Source organism: Fulvivirga sedimenti, assembly GCF_020328055.1.
The window spans coordinates 1209735-1231592 of the sequence record NZ_JAIXNE010000004.1 but is presented as its reverse complement, the minus strand read 5'-3'; the positions used below and the strand labels follow the sequence as shown (position 1 = coordinate 1231592).

The window sequence follows — 21858 nt, the reverse complement described above, 5'->3', positions numbered from 1 at the left end:
GTCTCTTTTTGGAAAACCATCGCTTTTTGTGTATATATTTAAGCAATTAAAAATAGGACCGTTTGAAAATAGAAAAGTACAAGATCGACGATCAATTTGATGAAATGTTCGAGGCGGAGGACAAATGTCGTCCGCAATACGACGTGTTTCGTCAACATTTAAATTCTTTATCCCGAAAGAAGCTTCAGCAGCTGCAGCATTCCACGGAAAAGTCACAACTTTCCATGGGTATGACCTTCAATGTATATCATGAATCTGAAGGCGTAGAGCGCATCCTGCACCTGGATATTATTCCCAGGATTATCAGCGGGGAAGAATGGGAGCGGGTGGAAGAAGGTTTAAGGCAACGCATTAAGGCGCTCAACCTCTTTCTGGAGGATATTTATAATGACCGGAATGTGCTCCGGGATGGTATTGTTCCCGAAGAACTGATCCTCGGAAGTAAAGACTACCTGGAGCCTTGTATCGGTCTTCATCCTCCCAAAGGGATCTGGTGTCATATAACAGGTACGGATCTGGTCCGGAATAAGGATGGCCGGTTTTATGTACTGGAAGATAACCTGAGGTGTCCTTCGGGGGTATCATACATGCTTGAAAACCGGGAAATAGTTAAAAAGGTGTTTCCTCAGGTGTTCCAACAGATTGGTGTGAGGCCCGTGGTAGACTACCCGGCACACCTGTTTAAAATGCTCCAGTACCTGAGTCCGAAAAAGGATCCGGTAGTAGTGGTCCTGACCCCCGGAGTATTCAATTCGGCTTACTTCGAACATTCCTACCTGGCCCAGCAAATGGGCGTGGAATTGGTGACTGGTCAGGATCTCGTGGTAAAAAATAACAAAGTATTCATGATCACCACACATGGCCTTAGTCCGGTAGATGTCATATACCGAAGGATCGATGATACCTTCCTGGATCCTGAAGCATTCAATCCCAACTCCATGCTGGGTATACCCGGTCTTTTTGAGGCATATAAGGCCGGAAATGTCGCCCTCGCCAATGCACCGGGAACGGGCGTGGCAGATGACAAGGCGGTTTATGCTTATGTCCCCCGCCTGATCAAATATTACCTGGATGAAGAGCCCATCCTTGAAAATGTTCCCACCTACCTTTGCAGGGAGGAGGAAGACCGGAATTATGTGCTTGAAAATATTGCCGACCTGGTGGTGAAGGAGACCAATGCGGCTGGTGGTTACGGCATGCTCATCGGACCCAAATCGACCCCACAACAACACGAACTTTTTCGGGAAAAGATCAGGAATAATCCCAATAATTATATTGCCCAGCCTACACTTTCATTATCTACGGTGCCAACCCTTGATAATGATCAAATCGAAGGAAGGCATGTGGATCTTCGTCCCTACATATTATATGGACCGGATATCCATGTAATCCCCGGAGCCCTCACGCGCGTGGCGCTGGTAAAAGGGTCCCTTGTCGTCAATTCATCTCAGGGTGGCGGCAGCAAAGACACCTGGGTTTTATACAAGGAAAATGAACTTTAATTTATGTTAAGTCGCGTAGCAGATTCTTTATACTGGTTAGGAAGATATATTGAACGGGCGGAGAACTATGCCAGGTTTATCGATGTGAACTCGAACCTGGCACTTGATCTGCCGCCCCAGTTAAATGAGCAGTGGGAGCCGCTGATCGCCGCAACAGGTGACCTCGAGTCGTTTAAGGCCCGGTATAAAACCTGTGACCGAACCACGGCGATATATTTCCTTGCATTTGATCTCGATAATCCCAATTCCCTGTTTTCTTCCGTATCTAAAGCACGTGAAAATGCGCGCATTGTACGTGAGAACCTGACAAAAGAAACATGGGAGGTGTTGAATGAGCTTTATCTTCGTATGAAAGAAGGTAATTTTAAGAAGATTTGGAACCAGGAAGATCCCCGTCCGTTCTTCATCGATGTAAAATACAGGATTCAGTTACTCTATGGAATCGCTTATAACAGTGTAGCGCGGGCCGAAGGCTGGTACTGGGTAACACTGGGGCAATACCTCGAACGTGCAGACAAGACTTCCCGTATCCTCGATGTAAAATACCATTATTTACTGCCATCCCCTGAAGATGTGGGAAGTCCGCTGGACCAGCTGCACTGGATGGCGCTGCTTAAATCGGTGAGCGCCTTCAATACCTACCGTCGTGTATTTGGGAATATCAGTCCGGAAGGGGTGGTGGAATTTCTGGTGCTCAACCGTAAATTTCCACGCTCCATTTACTTCTGTCTTACGGAAGCTGAAATTTGTTTGCATGAAATATCAGGTCATCCTGCCAAGGGTTTTGGAAATAAAGCGGAGAAGTTGATGGGGGAACTGCGGTCACAGCTTGAATATGATGATATTGCCGATGTGATCGACCATGGATTGCATGAATACCTTGATCATTTGCAAATCCGGCTCAATCAAATTTCCACGGCGATTTATGATTGTTTTATCGGTATTAAGGATAACTTTAATGTTCAAATCAGCGAACAGGAATGACCTATTGTCTTGGAATACGAACACGGGAAGGAATTGTAGGGCTGGCCGATACGAGGCTTACCTCAGGAACCGACACAACCACTGCTAAAAAGATATTTACAGTTAAGCGACAGCAGCATTCCTTCTTTATTATGACCTCCGGATTACGTTCGGTGCGTGATAAGGCTATCACATACTTTAAGGAAGTTATCGAAACCCAGGATCAGTCCTTTCACCGGCTCTATCAGGCGGTTAACAAGTTCGGAGAACAGGTGAAGCGTGTGGCCGCAGAAGACAAGCAAAACCTGGAAGATAGCGGTATGCAGTTCAACCTGTATGCCATTGTGGGCGGACAGCTGGAAAAAGATAAAGAGCCCATGCTCTATATGCTGTATCCCCAGGGTAACTGGATTGAAGTGGGGGAGAATACGCCCTATGTGATTATTGGGAATTCCGGTTTCGGACAGCCCATACTAAAACGTTCCATAACCTATAATTCAGGGCTGGAATTTGCCCTGAAGAGTGCCTTCCTTTCGTTCGACGCCACGCGGCTTTCGGCGAACGATGTCGCTTACCCGATCGATACAGTTGTATTACCACGCGACGCCTATGACCTCATGGAGCACCGCTTTGAGGAGCGGGAGCTGGGTCACGTTTCCGACTTCTGGAATGAACGCCTTCGTCAGGCAATTCAGGAATTGCCTGTGGAGGTTCTGGATCGCGCCTTTACCAAGTCGGTCTTAAGAAAATCATCCTGATGGATCTCTTCATCCGGCATGAAACGGATTATATTTATTCTGAACCGGTATCTCCCGGTGTGCATTACCTTAATTTCCATCCACAAATCCGCTCGTATCTTCAGACAAAGTCTTTTGATATTTTCATAGACCCCAACCCTGACTCGCTTTCTTCGCGCCTTGATCCGGAGAATAATCTCTATCATCAGCTGTGGTTCTCAGGCGAAACCAGGAAACTGTCGATCCGTGTGGATCTGAAGGTGGAGATAATGCCCTTCAACCCATTTAATTTTATAGTGGATACTCACGGACCGCAGAGTACCAGTGAATATCAGAGGAATTCGGCTTCATTCCTGGAAATTTACAGGAAGGAAGATTTGGCGACTGAAAGTATTACAGCATTTGCCCGTCAGTTTATAAAGGATGATCTGATTGAGTTCTTCGCATCCCTTAATCTCGCAATTTCTGATGCGTGGAACCACCATGAACGCTTTGAAATGAATATCATGAGCCCTGAGGAGTGTTTTCAGAAGCGTGCCGGTTCTTGTCGGGATCTGGCCCGAATGCTGATGGCAATGCTCAGGTCTCTTGGGTATCCGGCCAGATTTGTGAGTGGCTACTGCTACGCGCCCGGGGAGGAGGAAGGGCATGAGCTGCATGCGTGGGTAGAGGTTTATATTCCCGGGGCAGGATGGCTCGGCCTGGATCCCAGTCTTGGTTTACTTACCACGGAAAAATATATTCCCGTTGCAGCCAGTTTTGAGCCTTCCCGAACCATGCCGGTTCAGGGTTTCTATCATGGAAGTGCGACTTCCGATTTAAGGACCACTGTCGTTATCCAGGAATCACCGTTTAACTAACCGTATATCGCGTTGAGAACACCGGCTAGCCGGATTCCGGCCTGGTGCAGGCGATACTGAACCGTGCCCCAGTTATCGTAGACATATTTATAATTCAACTGGCCATCTTCCGGAATGTCATAAACCTGTTTCCGGTAGGTCATTGATTCGTAGGCCCAGTCACGTACGGTGGCCGCTTGCCATGTGGCCAGTACTTCCTTGCTGGTGTGATCAATGGCTTCCGCCAATTCTGTGTAGCTTAATTCCTTTTCGTTGATGATCCGTGAATCCCATACTGAATGTAGATTAGTAGGAGTGTTCCAGAACCAGGTCACCCTGGCATCGTTACCACCGCGATCCAAACCGGTGCCGACGTGCAGGGGCTGATGTATATCACCTATCAGATGGGTTAGAATCCGGATATATTCCTTTTGCTTTTCAATCGACATCGTTTCGTGTCCCGCTTTTAACTCATCGATCAACCGTTCGATCGTCGCAATGATATCACCATTCGGATTCTTTTCAGCCTGCTCGTATGTCATACCATCCGGAATGGTTACCCAGTGCCAGTCGGTCATGTAATCATACTGATCATCTGATCGTACTTCATCCATCCATGTGCTGGCAATGGCAAGTGATTCGTGCCCCATGATCTGGGCCAGGGCACGTTTGGTTCTTTTTGAGAGGTGTTTACTGGCAATTTTACCAATAGCCCGGTGTCCGGTTTGTCCCCAGCCAAAGCCGCTCAGGGAGATAGACAAAGAAAGAATCAGGATCAAAAGTTTTTTCATCGCAGAAATTTTGTTGCAAATAACGGAAAATGCCGCTAATCAGACATTTTTCTATATGAACTTTATGTGAAAGATTAGTTGTTGGTGTTGGCCGATTGCTTCTCCAGATCGAAAAGATCATTAAGAATGTCAATCAGGTTTTCAGCATCCCCTCGCTGGCAGGCGGCTTTGAGCTGAAGAACCGGGTACTTCATGATTTTTTGTACCATGGATTTTGTGGCCCTGTCGATGATCTCAACCTGTTCCGGAGTGGCGGTGCGCAGGTATTTCTCCATTTCCGACTGCCGGATCTCTTCCAGTGCGTTCTTGAGTTTTTTGATGGTTGGTGATACGATCATCTCCTTCGACCAATCCCTGAATTCAGCGATAGACTCATCAATAATCCTCTCAACCGATTCAATTGAATCGATTCGTTTTTGTAGTGCCTCGCTGGTCTTTTCCTGAATGTGGTCAATATTATATACTAATACTCCCGGAACTTCTTCTGCATGAAGGTCGATACTTCTGGGTACAGAAAGGTCGATAAAAAACTTCGGGGTCAGAATCTCGAGATTAGCCACCATTTTTCGGGTGATTAGGGGCTCATGTGAGGATACTGAAGAAATAATAATATCCGAATGATCGATGTGATACATCAGATCTTCGAATTTGCCCGTCTTGAAACCGCACTCTGCCGCCATCTCCTCTGATTTTGCGAATGTCCGGTTCACAATGGTAATGTCTTTTAATTTAGAGTCTACCAGGTTCCGGCAAACATCGAGTCCGATCTCCCCCAAGCCAAGGATCAACACACGGGGATCAATGATCTCCCTGGTCACGTCTTCTGCCAGTTCTTTAGCAGCATAGGAAACAGACGCGGCACCATCTCTGAAGGCTGTTTCCTGAACTACCCGTTTGTTGGTGAAGAATATGGTATGCATCAACCTGTGCAAAAACGGTCCGGCAAGATTTACATCTGCACTTTGCTGGTACGCTCGTTTTACCTGGTTGGAGATTTGAATGTCACCTATCACCTGTGCTTCCAGGCCCATGCTCACACGAAATAAGTATTCGATACTTGCTTCGTGGTCGGCCTTGTGCTGAAAGAACTTTACGATATCCTCAAAGGAAAGACCTTTTATGGTGGCAATGCCCTTTATAATGTCATTAGCCTGGCCGTCTTCAGATGAAAAGAAAACTTCCGTACGGTTACAGGTCGACAACACAAGCGCTTCCTGCACAGATGTGAAGTCGGAAAGAAACTGCAGTAATCGCTGAACTTCGCTTTCATCCAGCGCAAGCTGCTCCCTGATCTCTATGGGAGTTCCTTTGAATGATAATCCTATGACGTTAAAATGTACGGACATTTTTTTAAAGCAGTTACAAAACTAATGAGAACCACCAGAGTATGAAAGTAATTCTCCTCAAATTAACAACTGATTTAGATCAGAAGTTCTGGTGAAAATACCGTTGGCAACCATTTTTCGATCGGTGCTGCAAGTGATAAACAGGTAAATGACTGATTTTCCCAGTCAGTGAGCGTAAAATAAACTCCGGTTGAAAATTCTGTAAACCTTCTACGAAAATTTTCGTAATTAAAGTTGGCGGAGAGAATTTTTCTCCGTACCATTGAAGTACGAAACAATTCGTAATAAGATTTTAACTCAAAATAAATTACAACAATGGGAAAGAAGTCAAAGCCAACCGAGAAGGAATTCGAGATCCTTCAGGTATTGTGGGGGAGGGGTCCGTCGACCGTTCGGGAGATCAACGATGAGTTGTCCCGGGATCGTGAGATCGGGTACACCACCACGCTGAAATTTTTGCAGATCATGTTCGACAAGGGTATTGTCGGACGTACGCGCGATGGTAAAACGCATATTTACGAAGCAGCCATCTCTGAGTCAGATGCCCAGCAGTCCCTGGTGAATGAATTACTGGACGGGGCTTTCAAGGGCTCGGCGATGAAGCTTGTAATGGGCGCGCTTGGAAGCCGCAAGTCATCGAAAAAGGAACTGGATGCTATTCGCAAGTATCTGGATGATCTGGAAGGGGGTGTGAAATGAATGTCATGATCCCTGAAATGTATAAGGAGGCTGTCGGTATGGCATTACTTCATTCGCTCTGGCAGGGCGCCATCTGGTCAATGGCCCTGCTGATGATTCGGCAGTTATTCAAAGATGCCCACAGGCGTTACCTGGGAGGATTGATTGCCTTTGGTGGTTTTTTTATTTCCGTTGCGGTAACGACATTTATTATTTGGCCCACTGTAAGCTTACAGGCTGCCGATGAATCGATGGATATCCTGCTGCTGGCCGGTTCAGCAGTTCCTGCCGAATCGATCTTAACCGATTTCCGGACATTGATGCCCTGGTTTATTAATTTCTGGCTGGTTGGCACATCATTATTTGTTCTTCGCATGATCGCGGGTTTTCATTACCTGGGAAGACTTACCGCTCTGTCCAACACCGATGTTCCTTCTGTTTGGGAGGATAAAATACACCGCATGGCAACGGATCTTGGTATTACGCGGAGGATCAGGGTTCTGAATTCTGCGCATGTGGATATGCCCATGATCTACGGACATATACGTCCGGTTTTGCTGTTACCCGTCACGTTGTTGAGTGGTCTTTCAGCAACACAGCTTGAAGCCATATTTGCCCACGAGCTCGCGCATATTCGCCGGCATGATTACCTGGTGAATATTATTCAACGTAGCCTGGAGGCTATATTCTTCTTCAATCCGTTTGTCTGGTGGATCTCGAAAAGCATCAATAACGAGCGGGAACGATGCTGCGATGATCTTGCCGTGGATTTTTGTTCCGACCGTCGGTTATACGTTGAAGCACTGTCCAGTCTTGAGACATATCGTTTGGCTGGCACAGGACTGGCTATGGGTCTGGGGTCTGATAAAAGTGATTTACTACACAGGATCCGCCGGTTGCTTGAACCCGATTATCGTCAGGGTGGAAATTACAAATTGGTGGTAATGGCCATTATATTTACAGTCGGCCTGATTGGCTTCAATTTCATCAGCGTTAAGCCGGGTGATGATCAGGCACAGGCTCAAAAGGTTACAGCGGGTATTCTTTCGCAGTCCGTCTCAAGATCCATTTTATCCGACACTACCAAACCAGCCTCAAAAATCAATCGGGTGAAGGTTCCTGCGCAAACAACGATGCCAAATGTGGTTGCGGTGAATTCGTTGGATACCCTGGATCTTGATATTGATTTATCCGGATTTGCAGAAATAGATTTTGATCCGATCATGACCGCATCCATGGATGCCATGGCGAACATGGATATTACACTTTCGGGCGTTGCAGAGATCAATATAGAAAAGGCATTTGAGGTGATTGAAGACCTGGACATGAATGTGTTGACAGGCTCTGTGCAGGTTGCACTGGATACCAATATTCTGAGAAGAGATACCACATGGACCCGACTTAATGACCGCCAACGCGAAGAATTACGCCGTGCGAGGGAGGAAATCCGACGGGCCCAGCTTGAATTGAGGGAAGTAAGCCGTGAACAGATGATGGAAATGCGGGAGCAACTTCTTGAACAGCGCGAACAGATGCGTGAAGAGTGGGAACGTGTAAGGGAACAGGTCCGTGAAGAGTTCGAAAAAAACGGCGGTAAGCTGTCCGACGAGGAGCGTTTGCGTATCAGGCAGGAAATGGAAATTGCCCAGAAGCAGCTTGCCCAGGAAATGGAAATCACCCAGAAACAAATCGCGCAGGAGATGGAAATGGTGCAGAAGCAGTTGGCGCAGCAGATGGAGATCCGGGAGAAAATGATGGCAAGAGAACTTGAGATGGCTGAAAAGGAGATGGAGCGTGCACAGGTGGAAATGGATCGGCACAACCAGTTCCAGTCAATGATTGAAAGAATGTTGCGCAATGACAACTATCTGAAAAATGGTGAAAAACTGAATAAACTAAAGGTTAGTAAAGACAGTTTTCGGTTCAATGGCAAGAAGGTTTCCGATCAGGATCTTGACCGGTACCTGAAGGTGTTTCAGGAATATTTCGGTAGTATCGGTTCCGGAACCTATGAATACAATGATTAGTCAGTAGTCAGTAGTCAGTAGTCAGTAGTAGTGGTAGGGATTAACAATCGATTCTGGCTTTCTGACTAATAGTTTTTTGCATCAAAACCTTCGCTATTTGTTGTTGAATTTTAAGTTTGGAATACGATTCTACCTCAATGGCATAAACGAAATACTACTGACTACTGACTACTGACTACTGACCACTGACTACTGACCACAATTCACATTCCCAGGCCCATTCGCACTTCATCAGCCACACGCTGGTTAAATTCGAAGGTCATTTTCTGGTAATTCACCAGGTCAATGATGGAGCCGATAAAACACAGTCCGATTGTAAAAAAGAAAAGAATTCCCATTCCGATCTGGTTCAGGAAGAATCGTTGCAAGCCCGGAATCAGGAACAGGCCAATGATTGAGAAGATCAGGATATCTTCCGGCCGTTTGCGACGTGCGCGGTAAATATTAAGAAATTTGATTGCCTCCTCATCGGAAAGAGGACCAATTACGCTCTGGATATAATCCAATTCCAGCCCCTGTAATTCAGGAAATAACTCTATTGCTTTTGCCATAGGTGGTTGTTGTTAAAGGTTTGTTTGAACTAAATAAACGAATTATACGATGAACCAAAATGATCGCTGCCAGAAAACTTAAAGGATGTGTATTCCACGATTGTGACCATTCACCATGCAGCAGGTGCGATATGCCGCGACCCAGACCACATCCGGGGCAAAAATCAATACCTATATTTGCCAGCGGACACAGCGTCCAGTGATTATTTCCAGGATTTATAAATGCAAGCACTGCCAGTGCAGTGATCCAGATATATGCTTCAGGAAATGCTTTATGACGGACCAGGCGGTTCATAAAAGGAAGATACTAAAAAAGGGGACAGCTTCCGTTATCATTTGCCGGAACGGTCGATTTTGGCAGTGGTTGGTATTACCTGCGCAGCAATAATGCCACGTTCTCCACATGATGTGTTTGCGGAAACATATCGACCGGCTGGATTTCCATAAGATCGTACATCCCGGCCAGCAACGCAATATCCCTTGCCTGTGTAGCGGGGTTGCAGCTTACATAAACGATCTTCTCCGGTGCAGTTGTAAGCAGCACGTTGATTACATCCTGGTGCATTCCGGCTCGTGGAGGATCGGTGATTACCGTATCAGGCTTACCATGTTTCTCAATAAAATCAGCTGAGAGGAGGTCTTTCATGTCACCGGCAAAAAAGCTGGTATTTGATATTTCATTTTCAGCACTGTTCACACGTGCATCCTCAATAGCCGCTTCCACATATTCAATACCTATAACCCTTTTCGCTCCATGTGCGATGAAGTTAGCAATGGTTCCGGTGCCTGTATAGAGGTCATAGACTGTTTCATCTCCTTTGAGCGCGGCCATTCTGTAAGCCACATCGTAGAGCGTTTTCGCTTGCCGGCTGTTAGTCTGGTAAAATGATTTTGGTCCAACCCTGAAGCTGACTGTTCTTCCTGATCCGTCGGGTAAATCCATGGATTCCAGAATATAGGCTCTGCCTGAATAATTGACGACTTCCAGGTCATGGAAGGTTTCATTTTTTTTCTGATTGATTACGTAATTAAGAGAAGTGATTTCCGGAAAGGCAACTTTCATTGCTTCCATTAACGGGTTTAACAAGTCATCATTTTTTTCCGCTACCTGGACAATCACCATCACTTCACCTGTTGATGCGGTACGAATGATCAGGTTTCGCAAATACCCGGTCTGATCAATCAGATCAAAGAATGGGAGTTTATTTTTAATTGCATAGTCCTTAAGCCAGAGACGTATTTGGTTTGAAGGATCTGGCTGAAGATAACACTTTTCGATATCCAGGATTTTATCGAAGCGGCCGGGAATATGAAAGCCCAGCGCCTCGCGGCCCAGATCAGAACCTGATTCAATTTCTTCCCGCGTAAGCCATCGTTTATTGGAAAACGTATATTCCAGTTTGTTTCGGTAAAATCTGGTTTCCTTTGATCCCAGGATGGGATGAATGGTATGAACCGGAACTTTGGCAATGCGTTCCATCGCATCGATAACCTGTTGCTGCTTAAAGGCCAACTGTGTTTCATAGCCGATGTGCTGCCACTTGCATCCGCCACAGGTTCCGAAATGATCGCAAAAAGGTTGAGTACGAAGAGGGGAATAGGTATGAAAGTGCACCGGATTACCTTCGAGATAGTTGCGGCGTTTCTTAATGATCTGTATATCAACCACATCGCCGGGGGCCACCTGATTTACAAAAACAACTTTACCATCATGATGCGCAACACATTTACCTTCTGCCGCCATTCTTTCAATTTCTATGGCGGTTAATATTTTATTTTTTATCTTCATAGTTAACCCAACTACTACAAACCACTACGTACGATGAATCAGACAGCTCGCCGGTGTGTGCTTGTACTCCTAATGCTTTTTGCATTCAAAGGTAGTGCATTTGCCTCTCATATCGTAGGTGGAGAATTTGAATTGCTGCATAAGGATGGTTATAACTATCAATTGAACCTGATCCTGTATTTCGATCTTGTAAATGGAAGCCCCGGGGCCCTTGATAATTTCGTGACTGTTTACATTTACCGGAAGTCGGACAACCGGTTTATGCGGCAGGTGTTGTTACCCCTCTCGAATCAGTCAAATGTACCTTACAGCAATGTCGCCTGCAGTGAAGATTTTCTGCGCACGTCGCGCTTGCTCTACACCGCGGCCCTAAACCTGCCTCCGGAGGATTTTGATGATCCGGGGGGATACTATGTGGCCTTTGAACGGTGCTGCAGGAACTACCTGATTGATAATATATACAGCGACATTCCTGGTATGGGAATCTCGGCCGGCCAGACTTTCTATCTTGAGTTTCCCCCGGTAGCAAAAAATGGACAGCCCTTTGTAAATTCCACCCCACGTCTGTTTCCGCCCTTGCGCGACTACGGGTGCGTCGACAAATTCTATTATGTCGACTTCTCCGGGGTAGATGACGACGGAGATTCCCTGGTATATTCCATGGTTACTCCCTATTCAACTTTCAATACTTTTGATCCGTTGCCTGATCCGCCGAATCCGGGTCCGTATCCCGAAGTTCAGTGGAAAAATGGTTTCAATCTGACCAACATTATGCAAGGGGACCCTGATCTTCAGATTAGTAAAAAAGGTCTTCTAACGGTCACTCCAAAGAAAACAGGTCTTTTTGTTTTTGCTGTACAGTGTGAAGAATTTCGTGATGGCATAAAGATTGGCGAGATGCGGCGTGATTTCCAGATGCTCGTCGTGGATGGCTGTGTGAATAATGCACCATCCATACTTGCCAGGGAAGTGGGCAGCCAGGAGGTGTACAGGGAAGGTGATATCATCGACTTCGACTACACAGATGATGACAAATGTGTGGAATTTGAAGTGCGTGATATTCCTGTGAGCGGCGAGCTCGTCGAGAACGTCAGCATTCGCGCAATTCCAATCAATTTCGACGCGAACCTGGAAGACATAGTTATTGATTTCAGTGAGAATGTTCCGCTGCGCGGGGCAAATGATGTAGCCAGATTTACGGTTTGCTTTCCCGATTGTCCCTATGTGCCAAACCAGCCATATGAAATCGGTATCATTGCGATGGACGATGCCTGTCCGCAACCCGAACTGGATACAGTGATCGTCCGCCTGAATGTACGTCCGCCTCCAAATAACCGGCCATTCTTTGAAAATCTTCCGGCTGTATATTCCATTGAAGTGAATGAGGAATCGGGCGGATCGCTTGATCAGCTAATTGTCGGGGGGGATATTGATCTGGATGCCCTTACAATGGCTGTTGTCCCATTCAATTTCCGGCTTGAAGAATATGGAATGTCATTCATACAGGAAAAGAATGAAGCAGGACGTACAGAGGTCCGTTTTTTATGGGATTATGATTGTGCGAAAACAAGTTTCGCGGAGCGGTCGGAATTTACCATACAGCTGCAGCTGGATGATGAAGATCAATGTATGATCAGCGACCCGACAAGGCTCACTCTCCGGTTGAAAGTCAATCTTCCGCCAAATACATCTCCTGAGATTTATACCAACCGAACAGGAAGGGATGAACCGGAGGCTGTATTCAGGTTGTCACTGGGTGAGGAGATTAATTTTAATGTTCTCGGTATTGATGAAGATAATGATGAGGTGACCATTACAGGAAGAGGTCTGAATTTTAATTTCGGCGATTACGATATTTCCTTTGCGGGGGCTACGGGGCGCGGACTGGATAATCCATCTGCTCCATTTCGAATGGCCATTCCTTGTGACTACCCGCTGGAACAGCGTGATACATTGAACATGGCCTTTTTCATTGAGGATTTTGATAAATGCCAAGTTACGAACCGGGATACTCTAAGGGTGGATCTCATCTTGGAACCGCCAGCTGCCACACCTCTTGTGCTTACCGCGAGAAGTCTTACCCAAACCCAAATTGTAAATGCCCGCCTCGAGGCTGAAATTGGTGAAGAGATCAGAATACGAATCCAGGGAATTGATTTCGATAATGATGAAATGCACCTCGAATTGATTCAGTCAGACCCGCGGCTGGTCGGCAGATTTACATTTGAAAGTGTTCGCGGCAGGGAGCGAATACAATCGGAACTCATCTGGCTGCCTGAATGTGATGTATTCACGATAGGGGAGGAAGAAGATCTGTATTCCTTTACCTTCCGGTTGACGGATGACAACTGTTATGAACGTGGTGAAGAAATCCTGACGCTGGAATTATCGATTGCTGATATTGTTTCCCCGGATTCGGAATTTATTCCGCCAAATATCTTCACTCCCAATGACGATGAATATAATCAATATTTTGCCCTGGATGGTTTCACCGACGATAATCGGCCAATTGTAACAGGACTACCCCTGGATAATTGCGAACGAAAATTTGAAGAGGTGATCATCTATAATCGATGGGGAGAATCGGTCTTTCGGTCACCCGACCGGTATTTCAGATGGTATGGCGAGGGCGTTCCTGCCGGAATATACTATTATGTCGTTCGCCTGACCGACAAGGAATTTAAGGGAGCTGTAACCGTACGTTATTAGAAAGTGACCGGTTTGAGTTTGGAGGCCTTGATATAAACAGGCCTGTTATCCCAGGATGTTTTGATCCAGACGTCTTTTTTTCCATTGATTTCCAGCCGGTGTCCTTTCCCGATCACCTCAACCACGTCGGCACCAGCGGAAGGTCCTTCCATGAGGTAGGCGGTTGAGTCATTTACGATACCTTTATCATAAGACAGGCCGAAATTCAGCAGGTAAAACAGCACGGCAAGTACGGCAAGCATAAAGAAAGCGGGCACTTTCCCGCTTTGATTTAGCCGGAAGCGTTCCCGGTATACCAGGGCAAGCATCAGAATGGCCAGTGCCATGAGCGCACCGATCATGTACGGATAATAACGATAGAAAAAGGTATAGATGATGTCCTGATCGTTAACACTGTAGCCTCGAAGATTACGGGCCTGGGCAAGTTCATCCATCTTTGCGAGAACAGCCTGGTCTGCCGTTTTCAGGTAGTAAAGGTTCAGGTAATACAGGGCTTCGCTGTACTGATTGAGACCTTCCTTGATATAGGCCATCTTCATCAGCATGGCCGGTGAATACTGTTTGTTGGCGGTCAGGATTTCATCGTATATTCCAAATGATTCGGTGTACTTACCCGCAGTGAACAGCGAGTCTGCCCGGCTGAGTAATGCCGGCTGACCCAGTACTGTTTCTGCAGACAGCAACCAGGTAAAAAGGAATGCAAGAAGAATTAACCGTTTCATCCGACCACAATTATAAAGAATTTATCGGAAGACATCTGTGTATGTTTGATTGTGAAGGATCATCTGAAGATAATTCAGTAAAAATTTTGATCGAATTGGAAATTGGGTCTTAAGTATTTGTCTGATGCTAAAGAATTCTGCCCTGTGAAAAAATTTGTTCAGGTAACCTTTGCATTTTACGGGGGAGGTCTTACTTTTGCAACTCCATTTACAAAACGAACGATTTAAAGTTCGTTTTTTTAATAGGATTCCGTAGCTCAGTTGGTAGAGCATCTCCCTTTTAAGGAGAGGGTCCTGGGTTCGAGCCCCAGCGGGATCACATCAAAAAAGCCCGTCGCGAAGCGATGGGCTTTTTTAGTTTGGAAAGTGTAGAGTGAGTGTGTTATGAAACACAACTTTAATTTCATCCTTGACGGCTTACTTGCCTGAGTGATAATATAGCTGGACAGGCCGGAATCTCATCCTACATTTTAAGGCAATTATATTGCGTTTTAAAATATTTGCACTGAATACTACAGACTCTTTACCCACTGCTCCACTGCTCCACTGTCCACTAGTTTCAGGCTTCCTCCTTCTTCTTCGTCATCATTTTCTCCACCAGGTCCGGTATTTTTTCAAACGCGGCTGATATTCCCTTGCTGGATTTGTTTACGCCCAGGAAGGAAATTTCGTCATTCTTGGTAACCAGAAATCCGATGGGTTCAATGCCCATGCCTGCACCGGCGCCGCCGCCTTCACCCTGTCCGTTTTTCGGGGCATTTCCGCCGCCTCCGCCGCTTCCAAATCCAATGCCGATCCGGATAACAGGTACGCAATCAAACTCACCCAACTTAAAGGGTTTGCCGATCACTGTTTCAGAACGGGCTTCCGACTCGATGAACTTTGTGATCTTATCAAGTAATTCCGTGAATTGCATTTCCATGACTTTTGAGTTTTATGTTGAACATTTAATTTATGATTACACATTCAGATATGCCCTGCCCAGACGGAACAGGTTATTGGATGCATACAATTGTAATTGAAACTCGCCGGTGAAATTCACCGACAGATTATTCCGGTAACTTGTAATTGCCTGAAAAACAGGAACCAGCATGGCATTCCGTACATAATCGCCGGAATCGATCGTGCAATAAAATTCCCTAATCCGGAACGACCTGATCAGGGACAGCATCCGTGGGAACGTCATGCGTGATTTTTTCTTTTCCTTCTTTCCAGGTGTATCCTTTGCGGGCTTTGGAGATTTCTTCCTCTTCTCCGATAAACGAAATGGATGAATCACCTTTTTGTAAAATGGCAGCATAAGAATGAAAACAAGCTCACTTTCTTCGTGATCCATCTGAAACGCACCAATCCCGCTGACCTTCACAAGGTAGGTCTCGTGAACAGTGTCTATTTGAATCACGATCGGAACAAATAAGATTCCGAGGATGATAAGCAGCAATATCGTAATGACGATCAGCATGCTCCTGATATGTTATACGATTTTAGGAAGGAGACAGTTTATTAACAATGACCTGAATCTCTCCCTGAGGTGATTGTACTCAGCCAACGAGCTGAAAAGAGAATGTTTCAAAAAAAAAATTGAAAGTCTGTCCCCCCTGATGATAACAGCAACGTCTTTGCATTGAAAGTTTATAACAACACAAAAATTTATCATCATGAAAAAATTTATTGTTCTCTATCATGCACCGGCGCAAGCCCTGCAGCAATCAGCACAGTCGACACCTGAACAGCGGGAAGCGAGCATGCAGATGTGGTTCGACTGGAAAGCGAAACACGATGAAGCCATCGTAGATTTTGGCGCACCACTGGGAAACGGAAGCGCGGTTACACAAGATCTGAAATCCCGGCTTTCTGAAAAGGAAGTATGCGGATTTTCGGTACTTCAAGGTCAGAACCAGCAGGAAATTCTGCAACTCTTCAGTGATCATCCTCATCTGAACTGGCATCCCAATGCTACGGTAGAGGTCCACGAAGTGCTGGAAATCTAGCAGAAAACCTGAAATGTAACTATATTAAATAACGACAACTCATAATCTAAAACAACAATCAACATGAAAGACTATATGATGATTTTCCTCGGTGCCGATTACGGCGAACTCGGACTTTCCCCAGAACAAATTCAGCAGCGGATGGGTAAATGGTGGGGCTGGCATGAAAAAATGGAAAAAGCCGGAATTGTGAAGGAGGGCAACGCGCTGCACCCTGAAGTAAAACGAATCTCCGGTCCGAACCGCACAGTTACAGACCTGGCGGCTACTGAAGTGAAGGAACTCGTTGGAGGTTACTACGTAATCCATGTGGAAAACGCAGAAGCCGCGGCGAAGGTGGCTGAAGATTTTCCGGATTACGATATCGGCGGAACCGTAGAGATCCGTGAGGTGATGGTCTTCGACCAGCAATGAGCAACAACCAACAGCTCGACCATCTTTTCCGTCATCAATACGGAAAGATGGTTTCTTTGCTTGCAAAAATATTCGGACTCGAACATTTGGATACCATCGAGGACGCAGTACAGGATACGTTCATTACGGCATTCCGTTCCTGGCCCAATCAATATCCCGACAATCCCGAAGGATGGCTGTATAAAGCGGCGAAAAACCGTATGTTGGATATACTGCGTAAGCGCGCTTCAGAACAGAAGCGGTTTCCAAAAGTGATTCCTGATTTTGAAAATCAGTCGGAAACCGATCTGATCCTGGAAAACGAGGTTAGCGACAGCCAGCTCAGAATGATATTTACCGCCTGCAACCCCCGGTTAGATACACGGGATCAGCTCGCCTTTTCGCTAAAAACCATCTCGGGTTTCAGTGAGAAAGAGATTGCCTCTGCATTGCTGCTGAAGCAGGAAACAGTAAAAAAGCGGCTTCAACGTGCCCGCAAGACGATCCAGGCTGAGCAGATTGCGTTCGAGATCCCGGAGGGATCTTCATTGCCTCATCGGCTGGATCGGGTACATGATGTGATCTATCTGATATTCAACGAGGGATTTCATAGCGGCAAAAAGGAGCTCCTGATTCGGGAGGAACTATGCGGGGAAGCGCTCAGGCTCAGTAAAATGCTTCTAACGAATTCCTACACATCGACGGCGGCATCCCACGCGTTGTTTGCACTTTTGTGTTTTCATTCTGCCCGCCTTCGCAGTAAAACCAATGCAGACCATGAAGTGATAAGCCTGAGGGAACAGGACCGTACAGCATGGTACAGACCATTGATTGAACTTGGGCACTCGGCGATGAATAAGGCAGTCGAGACCGAAGAACTTTCCCGATTTCACTATGAAGCGGCTATCGCATCGGAACATTTGAAGGCACCGACATATGAGGAGACCGACTGGTCCCGGTTACTGATGTGGTATGAACGGCTGGATGCGGTTTATTCATCACCTTTGAATCACCTCAATATGGCGATCATTCATATTCAGCTGGAACAATTCACCGAAGCCATGAATATTCTCCAAAAGATTGAGCCCGAAGAGCTGGAACAGCGACGGTATCTGTATCATGGCTTACTGGCAGAATATTATTTCCGTCAGGGTATATATGAAAAGGCCCGCTCACAAATTGATATCGCGATCGAAAAGGTGAATAATAATTCAGAGAAGAACTTCCTCACGAAAAAGCGGGATAAAATCCTGGCGGCCATTCAGCAGGCCTGAATTGATTACTCTTCAACCTGATTTTTGTATCTTATGATACAAACCCTTGAAATCATGAACCAATCCCTGCTAAAGTCAGCCGCCATTATTCTGATACTCCTTGCACTGGCCATGTTCTATTTGTCCTATTCAGTTGGCGCCTATCCTCCCGGGATTACCGGGATCGGTTTTGTGGTGATTGCTGTCGTTTTTTTGCGGTTGAGGAGCTGATAAAAGAACGGGTAAACGGAAGTTACCAAGTATTCAGCGATCGTATACATATGCGGATCGATTAGCATTAATATGTATACCTATTCCCAACAAACTGGCGTAAAGTCTTCACAGCCCGTTATCACACTGGATAATACTTCAATTAAATGGCCCGAGGTTCTCAGTCTGGGTGCCCTCAATGCCGCGATTGCTATCTCATGGATCGCCTATCTTGAATATCAGCCTGTTTTACTGCAGCGTTTCGGGCTGACCGGATTGTCCACCCTTCTTGTTTTTGTAAAGGCGCTTGTACTTATCCTGGTGCCCGTTGTGGCAGGATGGATTGCTGACCGAAATCTCGCCCGAAGAAGTAAGTATTTCATGACCTATATGATCGGCATCAGTGCAACGGCAATGATTTTCATGATCGTTGCAAGCATTATCAGCCTGGGTCCTGAGCATGGTATCGCGGCCATATTGCCAGTGATGGTAGTTCTGTGGCTGATCGGCATGGCAGTATTTATAGCACCTGCCTATTCGATGCTTGTTAGTTTCGCGAACAAGAAAAACCTGCCCATCGCGATGGGTGTGGTTATTCTGATCACCGACCTGATCTATTCGCTGGAGCCCCTGGTTATTTCACTGATTCAGTTTTTTGGGGAAACACTTACATTCGTTGTCGGGGGCATACTGGTACTGGGAACCGGTTATCTTTTTTACCGTCTTACCACTGATGAAGTATACGAACGTGTTCAGCAAAGTGCAAATCCCGGATCAGTAAAAACAAGTGTTTCAACCATTCTTAAAATTGGTTTAATGCTCGGCGTTGGAAGAGCATTTCTGGTAGAATATATACCGGTCAATTCACCCCTTAAAATATTTAATGGAGATCAGTTTTCGTTCATGGCACTCGGCCTTGCAGCATTGATTGCATTTGTAAGCAGCCGTTATGTAATTCGGACGGGTATAAGAAGTGTACTTCAATATACCATAGGTATGATGATCATTGGAATTCTCATCATTTTAATGGCAGGGAATAATTCAGTTCTCTTTGTTGCAGGCAGTCTTTTGCTGGCAACCGGATTCGGACTAGCCAATGTTTCCGGACTTCCATATGTCTTTGGCAGGATCGCTCCCAGGCATATTACCATTGGAATCGGCGCGTTTTTAGGAGCTTCGGCTATTGCTGAGGGAATCTTTGAAATTTGGTACGCACTGTAAGTGCTGCGGGTTTCATGTAAAGGAAAATTTCACGTCCTTAGTGTTTCTTATGCGTGAAATTTTAATTCTTCTTACTACCGCGATTGTGTTGAATGCCTGTTCCGGAAGCGATACGGCACAAACAGAACTTTCTCCTGATGTCGAAAACTTTGTAGTTTCCGACTCTCCCAGTGAGGCTCCCAACCTGTTTACTGATATCAGCGGTAATACGTTTCTATCCTGGACAACCACCCGTGGTGAAATTGCACAACTTCGGTATACACGTTACCTGGGCAACAAGCAATGGTCGGAAATACAGACTATTGCCGAAGGTGCTGACTGGTTTGTGAACTGGGCTGATTTTCCTTCCCTGGTTACGAGCCAGGGTGAGATTATTTTCGCGCATTATCTTCAGAAGACTGATCCGGGAACATATAATTACGATATATACCTGCGCAGATCGGCTGACGGTGGTATCAGCTGGAGCACCCCGTTCACGCTGAACGAAGATGGCGTCCCTGCAGAACACGGATTTGTTTCGATGGTACCCTCCGGTACTGATGTGTTCATCTCCTGGCTTGATGGACGAAATACTACAGGTTCCCACGGTGAAGGAGCAATGACACTCCGTGCAGCCATCCTGGGAAGTGATGGTACCAGAAAGGGCGAATGGGAATTGGATAATCGTGTTTGTGATTGCTGCCAGACGGCCGCTGCCATTACTGCCCGTGGTCCGGTAGTGGTCTATCGTGACCGTTCAGAAAATGAATTTCGTGACATGGCTATCGTTCGGTTTGTTAATAACAAATGGACAGATCCGGTTTTGATTTATCGTGACGGGTGGATGGTTGAGGGGTGTCCCGTAAATGGTCCGCAGATCAGTGCGCTTGAAAATACAGTGGCAATTGCCTGGTTCACCGCGGCCAATGACAAGCCTGAAGTGAAGCTTATTTTTTCGAACGATGGAGGTCAATCCTTTAATGCCCCCGTTCGAATCAATGAAAATTCTCCGATAGGGCGGGTTGATATTGAACTGATCGATTCTACCCGTGCCTTCGTAACCTGGATGGAAGGCGCGGCCATCAGGGGAGCCATAGTAACCGCTGATGGCTATGTGCAATCCCGCTATCTGATTGCTTCTTCTTCAGAATCACGAAGCAGTGGCTTCCCGCGCATTACCCGCCGAGCTGAAGAGATCATTATCGCCTGGACGGATCCGGATGACAACGTGATCAGAAGTGCGTTCATCCCTCTTTAAGGCGTTTCGTCGTTATTTTTTTAATTCTTGCGTCCGGTATGGTAGGAAAATCACCTGTCAGACGGTTTCATTATCAAACAGATTAAAAATTAAAATCAAAATGATAGTGAAGATGAGAAATATTGTAATGACACTGTTGGTAATCGCGATGCTGGTTTCTGCATGTGATGGAAATAACGATCCTGCACTGCCCTTCGCACAACTTGATCTTCAGATGAAGGCTGTTGCAGCGAATGGAAAGGTTAACGCTTCTGGCAGGGCAGCGGATGAGATTACCTTCAATGAGATTCTTATTGGCGTAACTGAAATTGAATTTGAACTGGTCGACAGTGACTGGGATGATGACGATGACAGTGATGATGATGATGACAGTGATGATGATTCAGATGATGACAACTCTTCCAACGATGATTCTGACGATAACGACGATGATTCCGATGATTATGAGGATGAAATAGAGTTTGAGGGAGCGTTTATTGTGGATCTGATCAATGGAACCAGTACTCCTGATTTTGGAGTGGCGGATGTAATTCCGGGCCGTTATGAAGAAATCGAAATGGAGGTTGCTCCGATTATGGAAGGTAACAGATCGGTATTTATTGCACTTACCTATAAAGACGCGAATGATGAGCAGTGGGATGTCGAATTTTCTACAGGAGCGTCTTTTGAAATTGAATTTGAAGATGAGGACGGACTTCAGCTGGACGGAAATTCATTGAACAGCGTGCTGGTATTATTTGATCTGGATCAATTGTTCGAAGGGGTGGATTTTTCCCAGGCGATCAAAGATGAAGATGGAGTAATTCGCATCAATGAAAATTCAAATACAGCCCTGGCTGTCCAGATACGCAATAATTTTGTTAAATCATTTGATTGCAATGACTGAGACGTTGGATTGA

Annotated in this window: 22 protein-coding genes and 1 tRNA gene; 15 read left to right on the top strand and 8 right to left on the bottom strand. The window is 45.9% G+C overall.

Going from position 1 to position 21858, the window contains the following annotated elements; genetic code table 11:
- Positions 1–104 precede the first annotated feature (104 nt).
- Genes LDX50_RS23450 through LDX50_RS23435 form a run of 4 tightly spaced genes read left to right on the top strand, consistent with a single transcriptional unit; the run spans position 105 to position 4062 of the window.
- Complete coding sequence (locus LDX50_RS23450) at positions 105–1502, top strand: circularly permuted type 2 ATP-grasp protein (RefSeq protein WP_225698758.1); 1398 nt, start codon at positions 105–107, stop codon at positions 1500–1502.
- Between the two features lie 3 nt (positions 1503–1505).
- The gene (locus LDX50_RS23445; protein WP_225698643.1) at positions 1506–2486 is read left to right on the top strand and encodes an alpha-E domain-containing protein; all 981 of its coding nucleotides are present in this window, start codon (positions 1506–1508) and stop codon (positions 2484–2486) included.
- On the top strand, positions 2483–3223 hold the full coding sequence (locus tag LDX50_RS23440; RefSeq protein ID WP_225698642.1) for a proteasome-type protease: 741 nt from the start codon (positions 2483–2485) through the stop codon (positions 3221–3223). The genes LDX50_RS23445 and LDX50_RS23440 overlap by 4 nt, the downstream gene beginning before the upstream one ends.
- Positions 3223–4062, top strand: a complete 840-nt coding sequence (locus LDX50_RS23435) for a transglutaminase family protein (RefSeq protein ID WP_225698641.1) — start codon at positions 3223–3225, stop codon at positions 4060–4062. The genes LDX50_RS23440 and LDX50_RS23435 overlap by 1 nt, the downstream gene beginning before the upstream one ends.
- Here LDX50_RS23435 and LDX50_RS23430 read toward each other — a convergent pair.
- Together LDX50_RS23430 and hemA are read right to left on the bottom strand one after the other, a co-directional pair.
- A complete protein-coding gene (locus tag LDX50_RS23430) occupies positions 4059–4832 on the bottom strand; it encodes a S1/P1 nuclease (RefSeq protein ID WP_225698640.1) in 774 nt (257 codons plus the stop codon). The two genes, LDX50_RS23435 and LDX50_RS23430, sit on opposite strands and share 4 nt — an antisense overlap.
- Positions 4833–4906: 74 nt before the next feature.
- Positions 4907–6178 (bottom strand): glutamyl-tRNA reductase, encoded by a 1272-nt coding sequence (gene hemA, locus LDX50_RS23425; RefSeq protein WP_225698639.1) that lies wholly within the window; start codon positions 6176–6178, stop codon positions 4907–4909.
- A gap of 315 nt (positions 6179–6493) precedes the next feature.
- Here hemA and LDX50_RS23420 point away from each other — a divergent pair, with 315 nt between their 5' ends.
- The gene (locus tag LDX50_RS23420) at positions 6494–6877 is read left to right on the top strand and encodes a BlaI/MecI/CopY family transcriptional regulator (protein ID WP_225698638.1); all 384 of its coding nucleotides are present in this window, start codon (positions 6494–6496) and stop codon (positions 6875–6877) included.
- Positions 6878–6882: 5 nt separating this feature from the next.
- A complete protein-coding gene (locus LDX50_RS23415) occupies positions 6883–8883 on the top strand; it encodes a M56 family metallopeptidase (protein WP_225698637.1) in 2001 nt (666 codons plus the stop codon).
- Between the two features lie 203 nt (positions 8884–9086).
- Here the strand turns inward: LDX50_RS23415 and LDX50_RS23410 are convergent, their stop codons facing one another.
- From LDX50_RS23410 to rlmD, 3 genes are all read right to left on the bottom strand, one after another.
- Entirely contained in the window at positions 9087–9434 is a 348-nt protein-coding gene (locus tag LDX50_RS23410; protein ID WP_225698636.1) for a TM2 domain-containing protein, read from the bottom strand.
- Positions 9406–9729 (bottom strand): DUF2752 domain-containing protein, encoded by a 324-nt coding sequence (locus LDX50_RS23405; RefSeq protein ID WP_225698635.1) that lies wholly within the window; start codon positions 9727–9729, stop codon positions 9406–9408. The genes LDX50_RS23410 and LDX50_RS23405 overlap by 29 nt, the downstream gene beginning before the upstream one ends.
- A gap of 75 nt (positions 9730–9804) precedes the next feature.
- On the bottom strand, positions 9805–11223 hold the full coding sequence (gene rlmD, locus LDX50_RS23400; protein ID WP_225698634.1) for a 23S rRNA (uracil(1939)-C(5))-methyltransferase RlmD: 1419 nt from the start codon (positions 11221–11223) through the stop codon (positions 9805–9807).
- Positions 11224–11256: 33 nt separating this feature from the next.
- On the opposite strand from rlmD, the gene LDX50_RS23395 reads away from it, so the two are divergent.
- Complete coding sequence (locus tag LDX50_RS23395) at positions 11257–13932, top strand: T9SS type B sorting domain-containing protein (protein ID WP_225698633.1); 2676 nt, start codon at positions 11257–11259, stop codon at positions 13930–13932.
- Here LDX50_RS23395 and LDX50_RS23390 read toward each other — a convergent pair.
- A complete protein-coding gene (locus LDX50_RS23390; protein ID WP_225698632.1) occupies positions 13929–14654 on the bottom strand; it encodes an SH3 domain-containing protein in 726 nt (241 codons plus the stop codon). The two genes, LDX50_RS23395 and LDX50_RS23390, sit on opposite strands and share 4 nt — an antisense overlap.
- A gap of 246 nt (positions 14655–14900) precedes the next feature.
- On the opposite strand from LDX50_RS23390, the gene LDX50_RS23385 reads away from it, so the two are divergent.
- Positions 14901–14973 (top strand) — tRNA-Lys (locus LDX50_RS23385).
- A gap of 240 nt (positions 14974–15213) precedes the next feature.
- Here the strand turns inward: LDX50_RS23385 and LDX50_RS23380 are convergent.
- Positions 15214–15576, bottom strand: coding sequence for a GerW family sporulation protein (locus tag LDX50_RS23380; protein ID WP_225698631.1), 363 nt, complete (start codon positions 15574–15576; stop codon positions 15214–15216).
- Positions 15577–15612: 36 nt separating this feature from the next.
- Positions 15613–16116, bottom strand: a complete 504-nt coding sequence (locus tag LDX50_RS23375) for a hypothetical protein (protein WP_225698630.1) — start codon at positions 16114–16116, stop codon at positions 15613–15615.
- A gap of 196 nt (positions 16117–16312) precedes the next feature.
- On the opposite strand from LDX50_RS23375, the gene LDX50_RS23370 reads away from it, so the two are divergent.
- The 7 genes from LDX50_RS23370 to LDX50_RS23340 all read left to right on the top strand — a co-directional run bounded on the left by LDX50_RS23370 (position 16313) and on the right by LDX50_RS23340 (position 21845).
- Positions 16313–16645 carry a hypothetical protein gene (locus LDX50_RS23370; protein ID WP_225698629.1) on the top strand — a complete coding sequence of 111 codons (333 nt, stop codon included), beginning with the start codon at positions 16313–16315 and terminating at the stop codon, positions 16643–16645.
- Positions 16646–16708: 63 nt separating this feature from the next.
- Positions 16709–17059 carry a YciI family protein gene (locus tag LDX50_RS23365; protein ID WP_225698628.1) on the top strand — a complete coding sequence of 117 codons (351 nt, stop codon included), beginning with the start codon at positions 16709–16711 and terminating at the stop codon, positions 17057–17059.
- Entirely contained in the window at positions 17056–18312 is a 1257-nt protein-coding gene (locus LDX50_RS23360) for an RNA polymerase sigma factor (protein ID WP_225698627.1), read from the top strand. The genes LDX50_RS23365 and LDX50_RS23360 overlap by 4 nt, the downstream gene beginning before the upstream one ends.
- A gap of 54 nt (positions 18313–18366) precedes the next feature.
- Positions 18367–18522: a hypothetical protein gene (locus LDX50_RS23355; protein WP_225698626.1), complete on the top strand. Its 156-nt coding sequence runs from the start codon at positions 18367–18369 to the stop codon at positions 18520–18522.
- 72 nt (positions 18523–18594) lie between these two features.
- Positions 18595–19722 carry an MFS transporter gene (locus LDX50_RS23350; RefSeq protein ID WP_225698625.1) on the top strand — a complete coding sequence of 376 codons (1128 nt, stop codon included), beginning with the start codon at positions 18595–18597 and terminating at the stop codon, positions 19720–19722.
- Positions 19723–19771: 49 nt separating this feature from the next.
- Positions 19772–20959 carry an exo-alpha-sialidase gene (locus LDX50_RS23345; protein WP_225698624.1) on the top strand — a complete coding sequence of 396 codons (1188 nt, stop codon included), beginning with the start codon at positions 19772–19774 and terminating at the stop codon, positions 20957–20959.
- Positions 20960–21071: 112 nt separating this feature from the next.
- Entirely contained in the window at positions 21072–21845 is a 774-nt protein-coding gene (locus tag LDX50_RS23340; RefSeq protein ID WP_225698623.1) for a hypothetical protein, read from the top strand.
- Positions 21846–21858 lie beyond the last annotated feature (13 nt).

What these genes read in the sequence shown, in the direction of transcription:
- LDX50_RS23430 (WP_225698640.1), bottom strand. Translation starts at nt 4,832, where the DNA reads ATGAAAAAACTTTTGATCCTGATTCTTTCTTTGTCTATCTCCCTGAGC.
- LDX50_RS23340 (WP_225698623.1), top strand. Translation starts at nt 21,072, where the DNA reads ATGAGAAATATTGTAATGACACTGTTGGTAATCGCGATGCTGGTTTCT.
- LDX50_RS23370 (WP_225698629.1), top strand. Translation starts at nt 16,313, where the DNA reads ATGAAAAAATTTATTGTTCTCTATCATGCACCGGCGCAAGCCCTGCAG.
- LDX50_RS23345 (WP_225698624.1), top strand. Translation starts at nt 19,772, where the DNA reads ATGCGTGAAATTTTAATTCTTCTTACTACCGCGATTGTGTTGAATGCC.
- LDX50_RS23350 (WP_225698625.1), top strand. Translation starts at nt 18,595, where the DNA reads ATGTATACCTATTCCCAACAAACTGGCGTAAAGTCTTCACAGCCCGTT.
- LDX50_RS23395 (WP_225698633.1), top strand. Translation starts at nt 11,257, where the DNA reads ATGAATCAGACAGCTCGCCGGTGTGTGCTTGTACTCCTAATGCTTTTT.
- rlmD (WP_225698634.1), bottom strand. Translation starts at nt 11,223, where the DNA reads ATGAAGATAAAAAATAAAATATTAACCGCCATAGAAATTGAAAGAATG.
- LDX50_RS23390 (WP_225698632.1), bottom strand. Translation starts at nt 14,654, where the DNA reads ATGAAACGGTTAATTCTTCTTGCATTCCTTTTTACCTGGTTGCTGTCT.
- LDX50_RS23415 (WP_225698637.1), top strand. Translation starts at nt 6,883, where the DNA reads ATGATCCCTGAAATGTATAAGGAGGCTGTCGGTATGGCATTACTTCAT.
- LDX50_RS23365 (WP_225698628.1), top strand. Translation starts at nt 16,709, where the DNA reads ATGAAAGACTATATGATGATTTTCCTCGGTGCCGATTACGGCGAACTC.
- LDX50_RS23405 (WP_225698635.1), bottom strand. Translation starts at nt 9,729, where the DNA reads ATGAACCGCCTGGTCCGTCATAAAGCATTTCCTGAAGCATATATCTGG.
- LDX50_RS23435 (WP_225698641.1), top strand. Translation starts at nt 3,223, where the DNA reads ATGGATCTCTTCATCCGGCATGAAACGGATTATATTTATTCTGAACCG.
- LDX50_RS23410 (WP_225698636.1), bottom strand. Translation starts at nt 9,434, where the DNA reads ATGGCAAAAGCAATAGAGTTATTTCCTGAATTACAGGGGCTGGAATTG.
- LDX50_RS23360 (WP_225698627.1), top strand. Translation starts at nt 17,056, where the DNA reads ATGAGCAACAACCAACAGCTCGACCATCTTTTCCGTCATCAATACGGA.
- hemA (WP_225698639.1), bottom strand. Translation starts at nt 6,178, where the DNA reads ATGTCCGTACATTTTAACGTCATAGGATTATCATTCAAAGGAACTCCC.
- LDX50_RS23355 (WP_225698626.1), top strand. Translation starts at nt 18,367, where the DNA reads ATGAACCAATCCCTGCTAAAGTCAGCCGCCATTATTCTGATACTCCTT.
- LDX50_RS23420 (WP_225698638.1), top strand. Translation starts at nt 6,494, where the DNA reads ATGGGAAAGAAGTCAAAGCCAACCGAGAAGGAATTCGAGATCCTTCAG.
- LDX50_RS23375 (WP_225698630.1), bottom strand. Translation starts at nt 16,116, where the DNA reads ATGCTGATCGTCATTACGATATTGCTGCTTATCATCCTCGGAATCTTA.
- LDX50_RS23380 (WP_225698631.1), bottom strand. Translation starts at nt 15,576, where the DNA reads ATGGAAATGCAATTCACGGAATTACTTGATAAGATCACAAAGTTCATC.
- LDX50_RS23450 (WP_225698758.1), top strand. Translation starts at nt 105, where the DNA reads ATGTTCGAGGCGGAGGACAAATGTCGTCCGCAATACGACGTGTTTCGT.
- LDX50_RS23440 (WP_225698642.1), top strand. Translation starts at nt 2,483, where the DNA reads ATGACCTATTGTCTTGGAATACGAACACGGGAAGGAATTGTAGGGCTG.
- LDX50_RS23445 (WP_225698643.1), top strand. Translation starts at nt 1,506, where the DNA reads ATGTTAAGTCGCGTAGCAGATTCTTTATACTGGTTAGGAAGATATATT.